Genomic DNA, 14,162 nt, shown 5'->3' on the forward strand with positions numbered 1-14,162 from the left:
GGAAGGGGGTACGGCAATGGTGGTGACGAGATAGGCGCTAGCGCCCGCCGGTCAACGCGGAATATCGACGTAGTCGAGCTGTTGCATGGCTTCGATCAATGCTCCCTGGAAGCGCGGCGGGGTCGGCTGGGTCTTCAGGGCCCAGGCCATGACATCGACGTCGTCTTCCTCGAGCAGGGCTTCGAACCAGGCGAGTTCTTCCTCGCCCCAGCTTTCATGGTAGCGATCGAAGAAGCCGCCGATCATGTAATCCGCTTCGCGCGTGCCGCGGTGCCAGGCACGAAATTTGGCGCGCTGCTTGCGGCCTTCGAAGGTGAGGAGATCGGGCATGGGAAGCGAGTAAGGCAGTTGTGCCCGCCCATCAACAGTCATTGCGACCGACGCGAAGCAATCCATGAAGTGGCGATGAGATTGTGGAGATCGCTCGTCATGGATTGCCGCGTCGCTCCCGGCTCCTCGCAATGAGGGACGGAAGTTGCTAGCGCATGCAATCATGCGCCCCGAAATCCTCAATCCGCTGTTCGCCGAGACGGAAACGCTGGAAGGTGTAGGGCCAAAGCTGAAGAAGCCGCTCGACCGGTTGGGGCTGACGCGGGTGCGCGACCTCGACTATCACCTGCCAGAACGCTTCGTGACGCGTCGCGCGGTGCAGAATGTCGACGAGGCGGGCGAGGGCGAGCAGATCGTCGTCAAGCTCACCATCACCGAGCATCGTAGCGGTCGTTCCCCGCGCGCGCCCTACCGCGTGCTGGCGCAGGACGGCATCGGCAATGTGCTGGCGCTGACCTATTTCGGGCGCGCCTCCTACACGGCGAAGAAGCAGCTACCGGCGGGCGAAACGCGCTGGGTAGCGGGCAAGCTGGAACGCTTCGGGGACATGTTGCAGATCGTTCACCCCGATCATGTCGTCCAGGAGGGGGAAGAGACGCTGCAGCGGCTGTGCGAGCCGGTTTATCGGCTGTCGGAAGGGCTGACCCAACCAAAGGTTGCGGGCCTGGTAGAACAGGCGCTCGTCCGTTCGCCCGAGCTGCCCGAATGGATCGATGGCTCGCAACTCGACAGGGAAGGTTGGCCCGGCTGGCGCGACGCCCTGGCGCTGGCCCACAAGAGCGAGAACGCGAAAGCACGCGACCGGCTGGCCTATGACGAACTGCTTGCCAACAGTCTCGCGCTGATGCTCGTCCGCGCGGACAACCGCAAGCGCAAGGGTCAGCCGCTTCATGGCGATGGTGTCTACCGGAGCAAGCTCGATCTGCCGTTTCCGCTGACGGGGGTGCAGAAGCGGTCGATCGCCGAGATCGAGGGCGATCTGGCCCAGGAAGCGCCGATGCTCCGCCTGCTGCAAGGCGATGTGGGCGCGGGCAAGACGGTCGTCGCGCTCGAAGCGATGCTGATCGCGGTGGAGGCCGGGGCTCAGGCTGCCCTGCTGGCGCCGACCGAGATATTGGCTCGCCAGCATTACGACAGCCTGCGCCGCATGGCCGAGCCGACCGGCGCACGGGTCGCGCTCCTGACAGGGCGTGACAAGGGTCGGGCACGCGAGGCGACGCTGATGGGCCTCATCGATGGCGGCATCGACATAGTCATCGGGACGCATGCGATTTTCCAGGACGCGGTAGCCTACCGCAATCTCGCCATGGTGGTGATCGACGAGCAGCATCGGTTCGGTGTCGGGCAGCGACTCATGCTAGCGAGTAAGGGCAAGCGCGCGCCGCATGTACTGGCGATGACGGCGACCCCGATCCCGCGCACGTTGACGCTGGCACAATATGGCGAGCTCGATGTCAGCAAGCTCGACGAATTGCCGCCCGGAAGGCAGGCGATCGACACGGTCGTGATGGGACAGGGCAGGATCGGTGCCCTGGTCGAGCGGCTGGCCGCCCAGATTGCCGAGGGACGGCAGGCCTATTGGGTGTGCCCCATGGTCCGCGAGATGGATGGGGCCGAGGAAATCGCTGCCGCCGAAGCTCGTTATGCGGCGCTGAAAGAGCGCTTTGGAAACGACGTCGTGATGGTCCACGGGCAACTCGCGCCCGACACCAAGGACGCGGCGATGGACCGCTTCGCGCGCGGCGATGCGAAGCTGCTTGTGGCGACGACCGTGATCGAGGTCGGTGTCGACGTGCCCAATGCGACCTTGATGGTGATCGAACAGGCCGAACGGTTCGGGCTTGCCCAGCTTCACCAGCTGCGCGGGCGTGTCGGACGCGGGAGCGAGAAGTCGTTCTGCGTCCTCCTCCACGGCGACATGCTATCCGAAACCGCCCAGAAACGTCTGGCCCTGATGCGCGAATCGCAGGATGGCTTCTTCCTCGCCGAGGAGGATTTGCGCCTGCGCGGTGGTGGTGAACTGCTCGGCACGCGGCAGTCGGGCGATACCCCTTTCACCGTTGCCAGCCTCGAGCAGATTACCGAGCTATTGCCCAAAGCCCATGACGACGCCCGCCTGCTGATGGAACGTGATGGCGGCCTGGAAGGAAAGCGCGGCGAAGCGGCACGGGTGCTGCTGTATCTGTTCGAACGCGATTTCGGAGTAAAGACGCTACGAGGGGGCTAGAAACCCAGCCGCTTCAGATCCCGCTCCGCCGCTGCGCGATAACTTGGGCCGAACAGGCGTATATGGACGAGCCACATCCACAGACGATAGACCGGAAGCCTCTTCCGCCAGCCTGGCGTGAGGCCTAGCCGGTCGAACAAACGTTCTGGCGGACTGTCGAAGACCGTCATTGCGGCGGCATCGACCTCGCGATCGCCATGGTAGGCGCACGGATCGATCAGCCAGGCAGTGACCCCGTCCCAGACGATATTACCGCCCCAAAGATCACCATGGACGAGCGAAACCGGCGGTTGATCGGGAATGATATCTCCCAGCTTATCGGCAAGCGCCGCCACTCGGCGGGCAAGCTCCGGATCGAGGTCGAAAACATGGCAGAGAAGGCGGTTCTCGCGCCAGAAATCGACCCAGCTCGCGCTGTAGGCGTTCGGGACTTTAACGTGGTGAAATCCATAGTCCTCGGCCCAACCATATAGCCGATCGGACGATACACGGGAAAGGGGTACAAGAGCGTCTGCAATGGCCAGCCAGGCTGCTTCGTCGAACGGGAATGACGGGCCGATGTCCTGAAGGAAAAGCCAATTATCGCCTGTTGCCATTACCTCCGGTGCGGGGGCGCCGGACTTGCGAATGGCCCCGAGCATTCGGGCTTCGCGCTCGATCAGCGGGCCACTTTTAGCGATGCAGGTGAAGCCGTCGGGAAAACGCAGCCTGCTCGCACCGGATATGTCCCCGCCTGCCAGCGGTTCGACAGCCGCAGGTCGCAAGCCGATCAGTGCCTTCGCAGCTTCGTCAACCGTCGTCATCGCGGAGTATCGCGATCAGTGCCTCGGCGGCCATCGACACATCGTCCCACGTGTCGCGAAAATTGTCCTCGCCGCCATACCACGGGTCCGCAACTTCGCGCCCCTCCTGTCCGGGGACGATATCCATCAGCAGCGACACCTTGGCATTGCCGTCGCCAGGGTCGACGCGGGACATATTGGCCATGTTCGATCGGTCCATTCCCAGAATCCGGTCGAACCGGTGAAAATCATCGGAACTCAGTTGCCGGCCGCGATAGCTCGAAATGTCGATCCCGTGTCGCTGGGCTTCTTCGATGCTCCGGGGATCGGGTGGTTCGCCAACATGGTAATTGGCCGTTCCCGCGCTATCGACTTCGATGTCGAGCCCCGCTTCCTCGGCCGCCTTGCGAAATGCGGCTTCGGCCAAGGGTGAGCGGCAGATATTGCCGAGACATACGAACAGGACGCGGTGTTTTTCCATGAGATGCGCCTAGGCGGCAATTGCCGCTGGGCGCAAGCATCACGCGGCGAGGCGTACCTGGTTCCGGCCCCCGGTTTTTGCATCGTAAAGAGCGGCATCCGCCCGAGCCATGAGATGGTCGATCTCGTCTCCTGCCTGAAATTCGGCAATCCCGATGCTGGCGGTGAAGGGAATGATCGAATCGCACGCGACGACCGGACTGCCGGCTATCGCCTCACGCAATCGTTCGCAAACGATGCGGGCGGTTTCCATATCCGCGCGCGGCAGGATGACGGCGAATTCCTCTCCTCCGATCCGGCCGACGAGATCGCGTTTGCGCAGGGCGGAAAGCGCTCGAACTCCGACCTCCCTTATCACGGCGTCTCCGGCCGGATGGCCGAACCGGTCGTTGATGCGCTTGAAATGATCGATATCGAAAATTGCGACGCTCAGGGTTCGTGTGGGATCTGCTTCGGCGCGGGCGATCGATCGTTCGAGCGCTTCCATGAAACTCCGGCGATTGGGCAGGGCGGTGAGCATGTCCGTCGACGCGACGCGCTGAAGTTCGCGTCGTGCAGCATTTTCCGCCGCCAGCGCGCGCCGAACGAAGAATGTCGCAAATATCGAAAGCGCCAGAAGGAGAAGGCCCACCGCGGCAAGAATGTACTGATAGCGTTCGTTCGACGTGGCCCTCACGTGCGCGAGATGGTTGCGTTCCTGGAGCAGTTGACGTTCGACCGTCATCAGGCCTTCGATTTCGCGCAGGATTGCCTCGATCGCATCCTTGTCGTTGCGACGCCGGATATAAAAGATCGCTTCTTCGTGTCGCCCGGTTTGTTGGTGCTCGATCATGGCTTCGAGAACGGTATTGAGAGTGTGGAATTCGTTGCGCATGTTCGCGAGCCGCTGTTGCTGCTCGGGATTGTCGGCGGTCAGTTCCAGCAGGCGGGCATAGCTGTTGGTCGTGTTTGCCCGGCCGTCATAATAGGGCTCCAGAAATTCTTCGTCGTTCGTCAGCAGAAAGCCGCGTTCTCCGCGCAATTGCTGAAGAGAGGCGGTGCGCAACTGGTCCGCCTCGAGCAGAACTTCGAGCGTATGCACTTGCCATTCTCGTGCGGCGCTGCGCTCCTGCGAGGAGCGAAATGCGCTCCAACTCGCACCGGCCAGGAGCAGGGCGAGCAGGGCCACACAGGCAATCAGGAAATAGCTCCGCCAATCCGACCGATTTGTGCGCCGGACGAGCTGTTTTGCGATCCACATCGGGCGGGGTCCCTTTTGTCTTCCCCTCCCATGCCACGACCGTGGTTAACGGACGGCTAAATTCGCTAGCGATGCTGCCTTCCGTCTATGAGCGCATCGACAACGCCCGGATCGGCTAGCGTCGACGTATCGCCCAGCGATTCGAAATCGTTTTCTGCGATCTTGCGCAGGATGCGGCGCATGATCTTCCCGCTCCGGGTCTTGGGCAGGGCGGGCGTGAAATGCAAATGGTCCGGAGTGGCGATAGGGCCGATTTCCTTGCGGACGTGCGCGCGCAGTTCGCCGCTGAGATCGTCGCTTGGCTTTTCGCCGGCATTCAGCGTGACGTAGCAGTAGATCCCCTGGCCCTTGATATCGTGCGGGAAGCCGACGACCGCCGCTTCGCTGACCTTGGAGTGGAGTACGAGTGCGCTCTCGACTTCGGCAGTGCCCATACGGTGACCCGATACGTTGATCACATCGTCGACCCGCCCGGTGATCCAGTAATACCCGTCCTCGTCGCGGCGGCAGCCGTCGCCGGTGAAGTATTTGCCCTTGTAGGTGCTGAAATAGGTTTGCACGAAACGGTCGTGATCGCCGTAGACGGTGCGCGCCTGTCCGGGCCAGCTACGGGTGATGCACAGATTGCCCTCGGTCGCGCCGTCGAGGACATTTCCGTCATTGTCGACCAGTTGCGGACACACACCGAAAAAGGGGCGGCCCGCGCTGCCCGGTTTCATGTCGTGTGCGCCGGGCAGGGTGGTGATCATGCAGCCGCCGGTTTCGGTCTGCCACCAGGTGTCGATGATCGGCAACTGCCCCTTGCCGACCGTATCGTAATACCAGCGCCAGGCTTCGGGATTGATGGGTTCGCCCACGCTGCCAAGCAGGCGGAGCGAGGAGAGATCATGCTTTTTCACATGCGCCTCGCCCTCGCGCATCAGGGCGCGGATGGCGGTGGGGGCCGTGTAGAAGATATTGACCTTGTGTTTTTCGCAAACCGCCCAGAACCGGTCGTGATCGGGATAATTGGGCACGCCTTCGAACATCAGGGCGGTGGCGCCGTTCAGCAGCGGGCCGTAGACGATATAGCTGTGCCCGGTCACCCAACCGATATCGGCAGTGCACCAGAAGACCTCGCCTTCACGGTAATCGAAGATGTAGCGGAAGGTGGTTTCGGTCCACACGGCATAGCCGCCAGTGGTGTGGAGCACGCCCTTCGGGGTTCCCGTCGAACCGGAAGTGTACAGAATGAAGAGCGGGTCTTCCGCGTTCATCGGCTCGCATGCGCAGTCACCCGGAACGTCCGCAGACAACTCGTGATACCAGTGATCGCGGCCTTCTGTCATGGTCACCGAACCGTCCGTGTGTCTGATGACCAGAACACCCTTGTTCGGCACTTTTTCAAGCGCTTGATCGACATTGTTTTTCAGCGGAATCGGCTTGCCGCCGCGCAGCCCTTCGTCGGCGGTGACAATCCAGTCGCTGGCGCAATCCTTGACCCGGCCGGCGATCGCATCGGGGCTGAACCCGCCGAAAATCACCGAATGAATCGCTCCGACCCGTGCGCAGGCCAGCATTGCATAGGCACCCTCGGGGACCATTGGCATGTAGATCGTGACCCGGTCACCCTTGGAAACACCCAATTTCTTCAAGGTGTTGGCCATGCGGATCACTTCGGCCTGAAGCTCGGCATAGCTGATATGGCGGGGGTCGCCTCCCGGATCGTCGGGTTCGAAGATCAGGGCGGTACGATTGCCATTCCCGGCGATTACATGACGGTCCACCGCATTGTGACAGATGTTGAGCGCCCCATCCTCGAACCATTTGATCGAAACCGGATCGTAGGACCAGTTGGCAATCCGGCTTGGCGGGGTGAACCATTCGAGCCGTTGGGCCTGTCCCGCCCAGAATGAATCCGCGTCTTCGATGCTGCGGGCATAAAGCGCCTGATAATCGTCCAGGGAGCAATTGGTACGGTCCGTGGCTGCCGCAGGGCGCTCTATCCAGTCCGATCGATCAGCTGCTTGCGTCATGCGTCTCATCTCCTCTCGCACGAGATCATCTCTAGGCATTCAACGCTCCGGTGCAAACGCTTAGCTGGCGCTCGCATTCGGCGCGATCTCAAGTTAAGGCCCGAACCGATGGCTATTTTCCGATACCTGACCGCCGGCAGCATAATCGCCTTGGCCGCTGCTCACTCTGCGCTTGCTCAGTCCGATGAGCCCGTGATCGTCGTGACCGGAGAGGGGCTTCAGGAAACCCCGGCAGCCCCGGCATACGATGTGCAGGTGGTCGACGAAGAGCAGCTTCGTTCCACGTCTTCGGGACGGATCGAGGATGCCCTCTCATCCGTGGCCGGGTTCCAGCAGTTCCGTCGCTCCGACAGTCGCTCGGCCAACGCATCGGCGCAGGGGGCGACTTTGCGCGCACTTGGCGGAAACGCGAGCAGTCGGGCTCTTGTGCTGCTCGACGGTGTGCCGATGAGCGATCCATTTTTCGGCTATGTTCCATTCAGCGCGCTTGCTCCGGAGCGCCTGTCGCAGATTCGGGTGACGCGGGGCGGGGGGGCGGGTCCGTTCGGGGCCGGCGCACTTGCGGGCACGATCGAGTTGGAAAGCGCAGGCATCAACGCGTTGCAGGGTTTCGCAGGTCAGCTACTCGCTAACGATCGGGGCGAGACCGAAGCCTCGGCCAGCGCCGGCGTACAGCTGGGCAGCGGGTTCGTTGTCGCATCAGGCCGGTGGGATCGGGGCGAGGGCTTTTATACGACACCGGTTGCCGATCGGGTGCCGGCCTCGGCGCGGGCATCTTTCGATGGCTGGTCCGCCCAGCTCCGCGGAGCCGCGCCGATTGCCAGCGATGTCGAGCTGCAGTTTCGCGGCCTCGCCTATCGCGGCACGCGCACATTGCGTTTCGAAGGTGCGGACAGCAGCATCGAAGGTCAGGACGCCAGTATCCGCCTGGTAGGACGGGGAGAGTGGCAATTCGACGCCATCGCCTATGTTCAATCGCGCAATTTTACCAATGTTGTCATTTCCTCGACTCTCTTCACCCCTGTGCTGGACCAACGAAACACGCCATCTACCGGGCTCGGCGGCAAGCTGGAACTCCGGCCACCGGTGGGCGGCGATCACGTTCTGCGCTTCGGTGCAGATTATCGCCTTTCGGACGGTGAACTGTTCGAAACCGCAATAAGCGCATTCTCCGGCAACGTAACCGCGCGTCGGAATGCCGGCGGAATCAACACCGATTTCGGACTGTTTCTGGAGGACGACTGGACCCTAGGTGCGCTCACAATGACAGCAGGCGCCCGTCTCGACCGCTGGACGATCCGCGCCGGTTTCTTCAGCGAGCGGGACCAGGCTGGTTTGCCTAGCAAGGCCACTACCTATCCGGACAGGGCCGGGTGGGACGTTTCTTTCAGGGGCGGTTTGCTCTTCCGAGCGAACGAGACGGTTGCGATTCGTGCTGCCGCCTATTCCAGCTTGCGTTTGCCCACGCTCAACGAACTGTACAGGCCCTTCGTGGTCTTCCCGGTGGAAACACAGGCGAACGCGGACCTGGAGAACGAGCGGCTCGAAGGCTTTGAGGCTGGCATCGACCTCACGCCTGTCGAGGGCGTATCCCTGTCGTTCACAGCCTTCGACAATCGGGTGCAGAATGCCATTGCAAATGTCACGATCGATACGAACTTACGCCAGCGCCGGAATATCGACTCTATTCATTCGCGCGGGGTGGAGGCATCCGCGAAGGCCGATATCGGCGATTTCAGCATGGATGCCTCCGCTTCGTGGACCGATGCCGAAGCTCGGGGTTCCGGGCTGGCGGCGATGCTCGATGGAAAGCGCCCTTCGCAGACCCCGCGCTTTATCGGCGGCGCGACGCTTTCTTATCGGCCAGCGCGGAACTGGCTCCTGTCCACCACGCTGCGCTATATCGGTGCGCAGTTCGAAGACGACCTGGAAACAGACGTTCTGCCGTCCGCCACCACGCTCGATGCTTTCGCCAGGGTCCCGATAACCGGCAAGCTGGCGCTGATCCTGCGTGGAGAAAATCTCCTCGGAGAAACGATCGTCACGCGTAATCAGGGTGGTTCGATCGACTTGGGCGCCCCGCGAACGGTGTGGGGCGGACTACACTACGGTTTCTAGCGTATCAGGTCGCGTCGTCGACCGTGTTGGCAACCGATTTCAGGTCGTCGCCCACTCCACGGACGGTGTTGCACCCACTGAGTACGAATGTGGCGATGAACAGGGCGGCAATAGTGGCGCGGCGCATGAAAATAATCCGGGATGATTGGCGTTACCTAGCCAAGAGGTGACACTAATTTCATCGCGCATGCAAGCCTGCTGCGCGATGAAGGTGTGACGCAAATCGAGTATGGTCGGGGAGGGAGGATTCGAACCCACTTTATCGACGGAAAAAAGTGACGGTTTTTCGCGGTTTATGAGAACCCCAAGGGCGTTTGTGCTACGCTTTTGTGTACCGGTCTAGTGTCAGGAGTAGGCTTGGTGAAATTGGGTGCGGAAAACTGCGCGGCCAGGGCCTTCTTTCTCACCTAACATCCTCTCAAATGTGTCCACCAGTGACGTGGGCGTCCAAAATTCGAGCGAGGCTGGAGGATCTGATCTGGTGGAGACTCTCGCAGCGTTGGCGAGGCATCGGTCGAGATGCGCCGCAAGTGCACGGCGAACTTCAGCTTCGTCGTAGAAAATTCCCACCAAGAAGTTACCGGTAACGCCTTCGCCAGTGGCACCGTTTTCGACGGCGGCCACCCAGATTTCACGCTGGCAGGTTGGATCAATATCGGCAAGCTCGCAGAGACAATCCGCCGGCATTTCGCAATTGGAGAACAGTACTTGGAACATCGCGAAGTAACGGTCCGTCAAGAAGGTGAGCGTCTACATGCGAGGGAGAGAGCTGAGTGTCCCCCGTCAGCCAGTCGTTTCGTCAGATCGAGCGACCACTGTGGCTCCGCCGAACACCATCTGGTTGCGCGCTGCCGGTTGGAACAGGCCATATAGGAACCTCGTGCCTTCACCGCTTTCACTATCTAGGGCGTCTCTTGCTTCTGGCGGCAATGCGATTTGCAGAGCGCCAACATTGTCGGTCACCTGATCCGCACGGCTGACCCCCATAAGGGTGGATACAACGCCGGGACGTCCGGCGACCCATGCGAGCGCGACACGGGCAGGGGTTTCGCCGATCTTCTCCGCCACATTTTTGACGGTATCGACTATACGCCAGTTACGATCGGTGAAGAGCGTGTCGCCAAAGGGATTGTCGCCGTCGAGGCGTTTGTCATCAGCCGATCTGCTACCGGCCGTGCCCCCCTTGCTGGGAACACCGCCAGCGCGCGATGGACCAGCTTCGACCGTTGAGCGGTCATACTTGCCGGTCAGAAGGCCGTAGGCGAGCGGGCTCCATGGTATCAGGCCCATTCCGAATTCCCTCGCCAGAGACACGTGCTCATCCTCTACGCCGCGCTCGACGAGCGAATAGAAATATTGCAGCCCGATCGGCGCCGGGAGGCCGTGCACATGCGCAAGGGTTGCTAGCTGGGCGACGAACCACGCAGGGCTGTTCGACAGGCCCCAGTACCGGATTTTGCCTCTAGCCACGAGGCCGCACATCGTTTGCAGCAATTCCAGCGCCGGGGTGATGCCGTCCCAGACATGAACCCAGTAGAGATCGATAAAGTCGGTCTGCATCCGCTTGAGCGAGCGGTTCACCGACGCTTCGATGTGTCGTCTGCCTTGCCCTCCCTCATGCGAACCGTTGCCGGTGTTGAAGCCGGATTTTGTCGCCAGCACCAGGCGTTGGCGCAGTCCGCTTTCGTTAACGAATTTTCCGACCATCTCTTCCGACGCGCCGCCGGAATAGACATCAGCCGTATCGATGAAATTCCCGCCTAGGTCGACATAACGCTCGAAGACGGACCGGCTAGCTGCCTCGTCCATGCCCCAACGCGGTGTGCCGAATGTCATCGTGCCAAGTGCAAGGGGGCTGACAAGCAAACCTGACGATCCGAGCGAGCGAAGTGTAGCGAGGTCCATAGAATATCTCCGATGTATTTCACAAAGAAGCTAGAGATGGCGCTGTGCAGTGATTAGACCACGATCATTGAATAGGTTGCTGAAGGAATTTCATGAATGGATCGCGATATCTGGTCCGGGCTCGCGGCGTTTGCGCAAATCGTTGAGGCAGGCAGCTTTGCCGGAGCAGCCAAGCGACTGGGTATATCCGCCTCGGCGCTGAGCCATGCCATGCGGTCTCTCGAAGCACGCCTCGATATTCGTCTGCTCAACCGTACCACCCGCTCGCTTGCCCCAACCGATGCTGGGCAGATTTTGCTTGCTCGGCTTCAGCCAGCGCTGGCTTCGGTCGAGGATGTGCTCGGCGAGATGGAAAACCTCCGCACCACGCCAATCGGGCGCATCCGCGTCAATACCCACAAGCCCGCCGCCGCCTATGTGATCATGCCAAAACTATCCAGATTTCTGCGCGGCAATCCCGACGTATTGATCGAACTCACCGTAAACGACGGCCTGGTTGATATCGTCGCCGAGCGCTTTGACTGCGGCGTACGGCACGACAAAGCGCTGCAGGCCGACATGATCTCAGTGCGGATCAGCGATCCTCTAACGCTCGTCTTTGTAGCTGCGCCCGACTATCTTGACCATCATGGAAGCCCGGATAGCCCCAACGATCTCGCCGCCCACAAATGCATTAGCTACCGACACGCGACGTCCGGCGCGATCCACCGCTGGGAATTCGAATGCGACGGGGAGCGCAAGCAGCAAGCCGTGCCGGCCAACTTCGTGACCAACGATATCGAAATGATGCGGGACGCTGCAATAAGTGGCTATGGAGTTTGCTGCCTGCTGATGCAGCAGGCAGCCGAACACCTGCAATCGGGCGCCCTCGTGGAAGTGATGCAGGGGTTTGCACCATCATTGCCGCCATGCCACTTATACTATCCGAGCAAGCGACAGCCAACGGCCGCCTTCACGGCTTTCGTGGATGCGATGCGTTCGTCATGATTGTCACTTCGATGCCAAAGCTCGATGTGACACTGACAGAAATTGGGCTGATTGCGGAACTGGGGCTTTCAATGCAAACGGCGGGCAGAGCCGACATTCGGTTTCCGGCCAAAGGACAGCCGCAGCGTTTGTGGGAGGACTTCCCTCGGAATGGACGGTCACAGGCCCCGTCGTCCTACCTCAATTCAACTGCCATGCGACAGCAATGGCTTCGTTATGCGCATTGTGGCGGCAAGACGGACTACGTCACGTTGGCATTGTGTCAGGTCCACGTTACTCGTCCGCATCAATATGTGAGCTAGAATAGCGCAAGGACTTACGAGCAGATGGCCCAGGCGAACCGGTTACGGATTGACGCACGACGTAGCGAAGAAGCTGTGATTGACGCCGCACGCGCGCTTTTCGCCGCCGAAGGAGTCGACGTGCCTAACCGCAGCATTGCGAATGCCGCTGGTGTGGGCATCGGCACGCTTTACCGGCGCTTCCCGACGCGCGCTGATCTGATTGCGGCGGTGTTTCGGCAGGAAATCGACGCTTGCGCGGCCGCAACAGAGGACCTTGCCGCAACCCATTCTCCCTTTGAAGCGCTGGCCGAATGGCTTCGCCGCTTCGCAGCATTCATAGCTACCAAGCGCGGCTTCTCCGCCGCTCTGCATTCGGGCGATCCGGCCTATGCGGGATTGCCCAGGCATTTTGAGGACCGGTTCTATCCGGCCTTGGACGGACTGCTCAAGACCGCGCGAGAAGCGGGCGTGATCCGGGACGGATTAACCGCTGACGACTTGGTCAAGACCGTTGCACGGCTCGTCTCTCCACAGGATACGGGGCTTGGCGAACGAATGCTGGAAGTGCTGATCGACGGGCTGCGGGCCGACTGATCGCCCGCAGCACGCCTGCGTCATTTTTCTTCGATCGTTCCTTGTGAGACCGCAGCACCGCGAACATCACTCACCGCAGTCTTCCAATCGATGTCCGAGCACGACAAAGCGCTGAGCAGGAAGGCCATCGACAGTTGCTGGACAGCGGCGACACGCGCCGGATCCTCATCGGTGGTCTCGCGCGCTTCGTAGTTGGGAATGCCGCCAAGCGAGTGTTCGCCTCCCTTGACCTTGAACAGCGCTTTGGCGCCGGGGCTAAGGTCGTAGGCCTCGCGCCACCATTCGGGCCCGCGCACGGTCATCGCGCCGTTGTCGTTGTCGCCCGCAACCACGAGCGTCGGGGTCTCGAGACCGGAGAAGTCCGGGTGCATAAACGGGAAATTCTGTGCGGCGAATTCACTTAGATTGTCGCCGCCGGTGCCAGGCACCGCGAATAGCACTCCTGCCTTCACCCGCGCATCGCGCAGCGAGACAGTCGAGCCATCGTCGGGATCGGGATGCGTTGCGCCGAGGAACATGGTGGCAGTCTGTGCGCCCCAGGAATGGCCTGCCACCGCAATGCGACTGCGATCGATCCGACCTTTAATGAATGGCGCCGCTTCCTCGATCGCGTCGAAATTGTCGAGCAGCGCTAGTATGTCCTGCTCGCGATGCCGCCAGAGCTGAGAACGGCGCGGATCGTCGCCGGCGAGCGCCAGCATTCGGGAATCGAGATGGGTCGGATTGATGACCACGAAGCCGTTCGATGCCCAGTAGTTCACGAGTGGACCGTAGGTATAGAGCGACTGGCCATTTCCGTGCGAAAACAGGATGACGGGCAATCTGTCGCCTTCGGCGGGCGCGGTGACGCGGTAGGTCAGAACTTCGCCGCGACCTTCGATCGGTAGCGATAGCGGACCCATGGACAGCGCAGGCGCGAGGTCCATGGCTGTCGAGCGGACGGTGGGGGTAGTGTGTGCGGGCATTGATTCTCCATAAGCCTAGCGATGATTCTTGGCACCGAGTCGTAGATACGGAACATTGTTCCGTTTTCAATGATTATCTTACCTGGTGGGGCACAGCCTTTTGCTCACGTGCTCTTCGAGATGATCGCTGTGAGCTACGATGAATGACGGCTTACAAGGTAAGCGTGGCGTGGAGGCCGCCTTGTCAGCGTGATTTTCTGGCTTTCGAGGCTTTGCCTGCTGCGCGGCGTTTGGC

Annotated in this window: 13 protein-coding genes; 4 read left to right on the plus strand and 9 right to left on the minus strand. The window is 61.0% G+C overall.

Features of this window, described 5'->3' with window-relative positions:
- Window positions 1–51: 51 nt before the first annotated feature.
- Window positions 52–330, minus strand: coding sequence for an FAD assembly factor SdhE (locus tag K3174_RS13675; RefSeq protein ID WP_221559498.1), 279 nt, complete (start codon window positions 328–330; stop codon window positions 52–54).
- Between the two features lie 163 nt (window positions 331–493).
- On the opposite strand from K3174_RS13675, the gene recG reads away from it, so the two are divergent.
- Window positions 494–2,557, plus strand: coding sequence for an ATP-dependent DNA helicase RecG (recG, locus tag K3174_RS13680; RefSeq protein ID WP_221559500.1), 2,064 nt, complete (start codon window positions 494–496; stop codon window positions 2,555–2,557).
- Here recG and K3174_RS13685 read toward each other — a convergent pair.
- From K3174_RS13685 to acs, 4 genes are all read right to left on the minus strand, one after another.
- Window positions 2,554–3,360, minus strand: coding sequence for a fructosamine kinase family protein (locus K3174_RS13685; RefSeq protein WP_221559502.1), 807 nt, complete (start codon window positions 3,358–3,360; stop codon window positions 2,554–2,556). The genes recG and K3174_RS13685 overlap by 4 nt on opposite strands.
- Window positions 3,347–3,820, minus strand: a complete 474-nt coding sequence (locus tag K3174_RS13690) for a low molecular weight protein-tyrosine-phosphatase (RefSeq protein WP_221559504.1) — start codon at window positions 3,818–3,820, stop codon at window positions 3,347–3,349. The genes K3174_RS13685 and K3174_RS13690 overlap by 14 nt, the downstream gene beginning before the upstream one ends.
- A 39-nt stretch (window positions 3,821–3,859) precedes the next feature.
- Window positions 3,860–5,059 (minus strand): GGDEF domain-containing protein, encoded by a 1,200-nt coding sequence (locus K3174_RS13695; RefSeq protein ID WP_221559506.1) that lies wholly within the window; start codon window positions 5,057–5,059, stop codon window positions 3,860–3,862.
- Between the two features lie 65 nt (window positions 5,060–5,124).
- Window positions 5,125–7,074 (minus strand): acetate--CoA ligase, encoded by a 1,950-nt coding sequence (gene acs / locus K3174_RS13700; protein ID WP_221559508.1) that lies wholly within the window; start codon window positions 7,072–7,074, stop codon window positions 5,125–5,127.
- 108 nt (window positions 7,075–7,182) lie between these two features.
- Here acs and K3174_RS13705 point away from each other — a divergent pair, with 108 nt between their 5' ends.
- The gene (locus K3174_RS13705; RefSeq protein ID WP_221559510.1) at window positions 7,183–9,192 is read left to right on the plus strand and encodes a TonB-dependent receptor; all 2,010 of its coding nucleotides are present in this window, start codon (window positions 7,183–7,185) and stop codon (window positions 9,190–9,192) included.
- A 4-nt stretch (window positions 9,193–9,196) separates the two neighbouring features.
- Here K3174_RS13705 and K3174_RS17020 read toward each other — a convergent pair whose 3' ends face one another.
- The 3 genes from K3174_RS17020 to K3174_RS13715 all read right to left on the minus strand — a co-directional run bounded on the left by K3174_RS17020 (window position 9,197) and on the right by K3174_RS13715 (window position 11,097).
- Window positions 9,197–9,319, minus strand: a complete 123-nt coding sequence (locus K3174_RS17020) for a hypothetical protein (protein ID WP_282099722.1) — start codon at window positions 9,317–9,319, stop codon at window positions 9,197–9,199.
- A gap of 218 nt (window positions 9,320–9,537) precedes the next feature.
- Window positions 9,538–9,909: a hypothetical protein gene (locus tag K3174_RS13710; protein ID WP_221559512.1), complete on the minus strand. Its 372-nt coding sequence runs from the start codon at window positions 9,907–9,909 to the stop codon at window positions 9,538–9,540.
- Between the two features lie 66 nt (window positions 9,910–9,975).
- Window positions 9,976–11,097: an aldo/keto reductase gene (locus K3174_RS13715; protein WP_221559514.1), complete on the minus strand. Its 1,122-nt coding sequence runs from the start codon at window positions 11,095–11,097 to the stop codon at window positions 9,976–9,978.
- A gap of 96 nt (window positions 11,098–11,193) precedes the next feature.
- Here K3174_RS13715 and K3174_RS13720 point away from each other — a divergent pair, with 96 nt between their 5' ends.
- Together K3174_RS13720 and K3174_RS13725 are read left to right on the plus strand one after the other, a co-directional pair.
- On the plus strand, window positions 11,194–12,084 hold the full coding sequence (locus tag K3174_RS13720) for a LysR family transcriptional regulator (protein ID WP_221559516.1): 891 nt from the start codon (window positions 11,194–11,196) through the stop codon (window positions 12,082–12,084).
- 377 nt (window positions 12,085–12,461) lie between these two features.
- Window positions 12,462–12,962, plus strand: coding sequence for a TetR/AcrR family transcriptional regulator (locus K3174_RS13725; RefSeq protein WP_221559518.1), 501 nt, complete (start codon window positions 12,462–12,464; stop codon window positions 12,960–12,962).
- A gap of 20 nt (window positions 12,963–12,982) precedes the next feature.
- On the opposite strand, the gene K3174_RS13730 is transcribed toward K3174_RS13725, so the two are convergent.
- The gene (locus K3174_RS13730; RefSeq protein ID WP_221559520.1) at window positions 12,983–13,927 is read right to left on the minus strand and encodes an alpha/beta hydrolase family protein; all 945 of its coding nucleotides are present in this window, start codon (window positions 13,925–13,927) and stop codon (window positions 12,983–12,985) included.
- Window positions 13,928–14,162 lie beyond the last annotated feature (235 nt).

The organism is Qipengyuania qiaonensis (genome assembly GCF_019711515.1).
Classification (GTDB): Bacteria; Pseudomonadota; Alphaproteobacteria; order Sphingomonadales; family Sphingomonadaceae; genus Qipengyuania; species Qipengyuania qiaonensis.

Coding starts and splice junctions, on each gene's coding strand:
- K3174_RS17020 (WP_282099722.1), bottom strand. CDS start 9,319: ATGCGCCGCGCCACTATTGCCGCCCTGTTCATCGCCACATTCGTACTC.
- K3174_RS13685 (WP_221559502.1), bottom strand. CDS start 3,360: ATGACGACGGTTGACGAAGCTGCGAAGGCACTGATCGGCTTGCGACCT.
- K3174_RS13695 (WP_221559506.1), bottom strand. CDS start 5,059: ATGTGGATCGCAAAACAGCTCGTCCGGCGCACAAATCGGTCGGATTGG.
- K3174_RS13720 (WP_221559516.1), top strand. CDS start 11,194: ATGGATCGCGATATCTGGTCCGGGCTCGCGGCGTTTGCGCAAATCGTT.
- K3174_RS13675 (WP_221559498.1), bottom strand. CDS start 330: ATGCCCGATCTCCTCACCTTCGAAGGCCGCAAGCAGCGCGCCAAATTT.
- K3174_RS13730 (WP_221559520.1), bottom strand. CDS start 13,927: ATGCCCGCACACACTACCCCCACCGTCCGCTCGACAGCCATGGACCTC.
- K3174_RS13705 (WP_221559510.1), top strand. CDS start 7,183: ATGGCTATTTTCCGATACCTGACCGCCGGCAGCATAATCGCCTTGGCC.
- K3174_RS13715 (WP_221559514.1), bottom strand. CDS start 11,097: ATGGACCTCGCTACACTTCGCTCGCTCGGATCGTCAGGTTTGCTTGTC.
- acs (WP_221559508.1), bottom strand. CDS start 7,074: ATGACGCAAGCAGCTGATCGATCGGACTGGATAGAGCGCCCTGCGGCA.
- K3174_RS13690 (WP_221559504.1), bottom strand. CDS start 3,820: ATGGAAAAACACCGCGTCCTGTTCGTATGTCTCGGCAATATCTGCCGC.
- K3174_RS13710 (WP_221559512.1), bottom strand. CDS start 9,909: ATGTTCCAAGTACTGTTCTCCAATTGCGAAATGCCGGCGGATTGTCTC.
- recG (WP_221559500.1), top strand. CDS start 494: ATGCGCCCCGAAATCCTCAATCCGCTGTTCGCCGAGACGGAAACGCTG.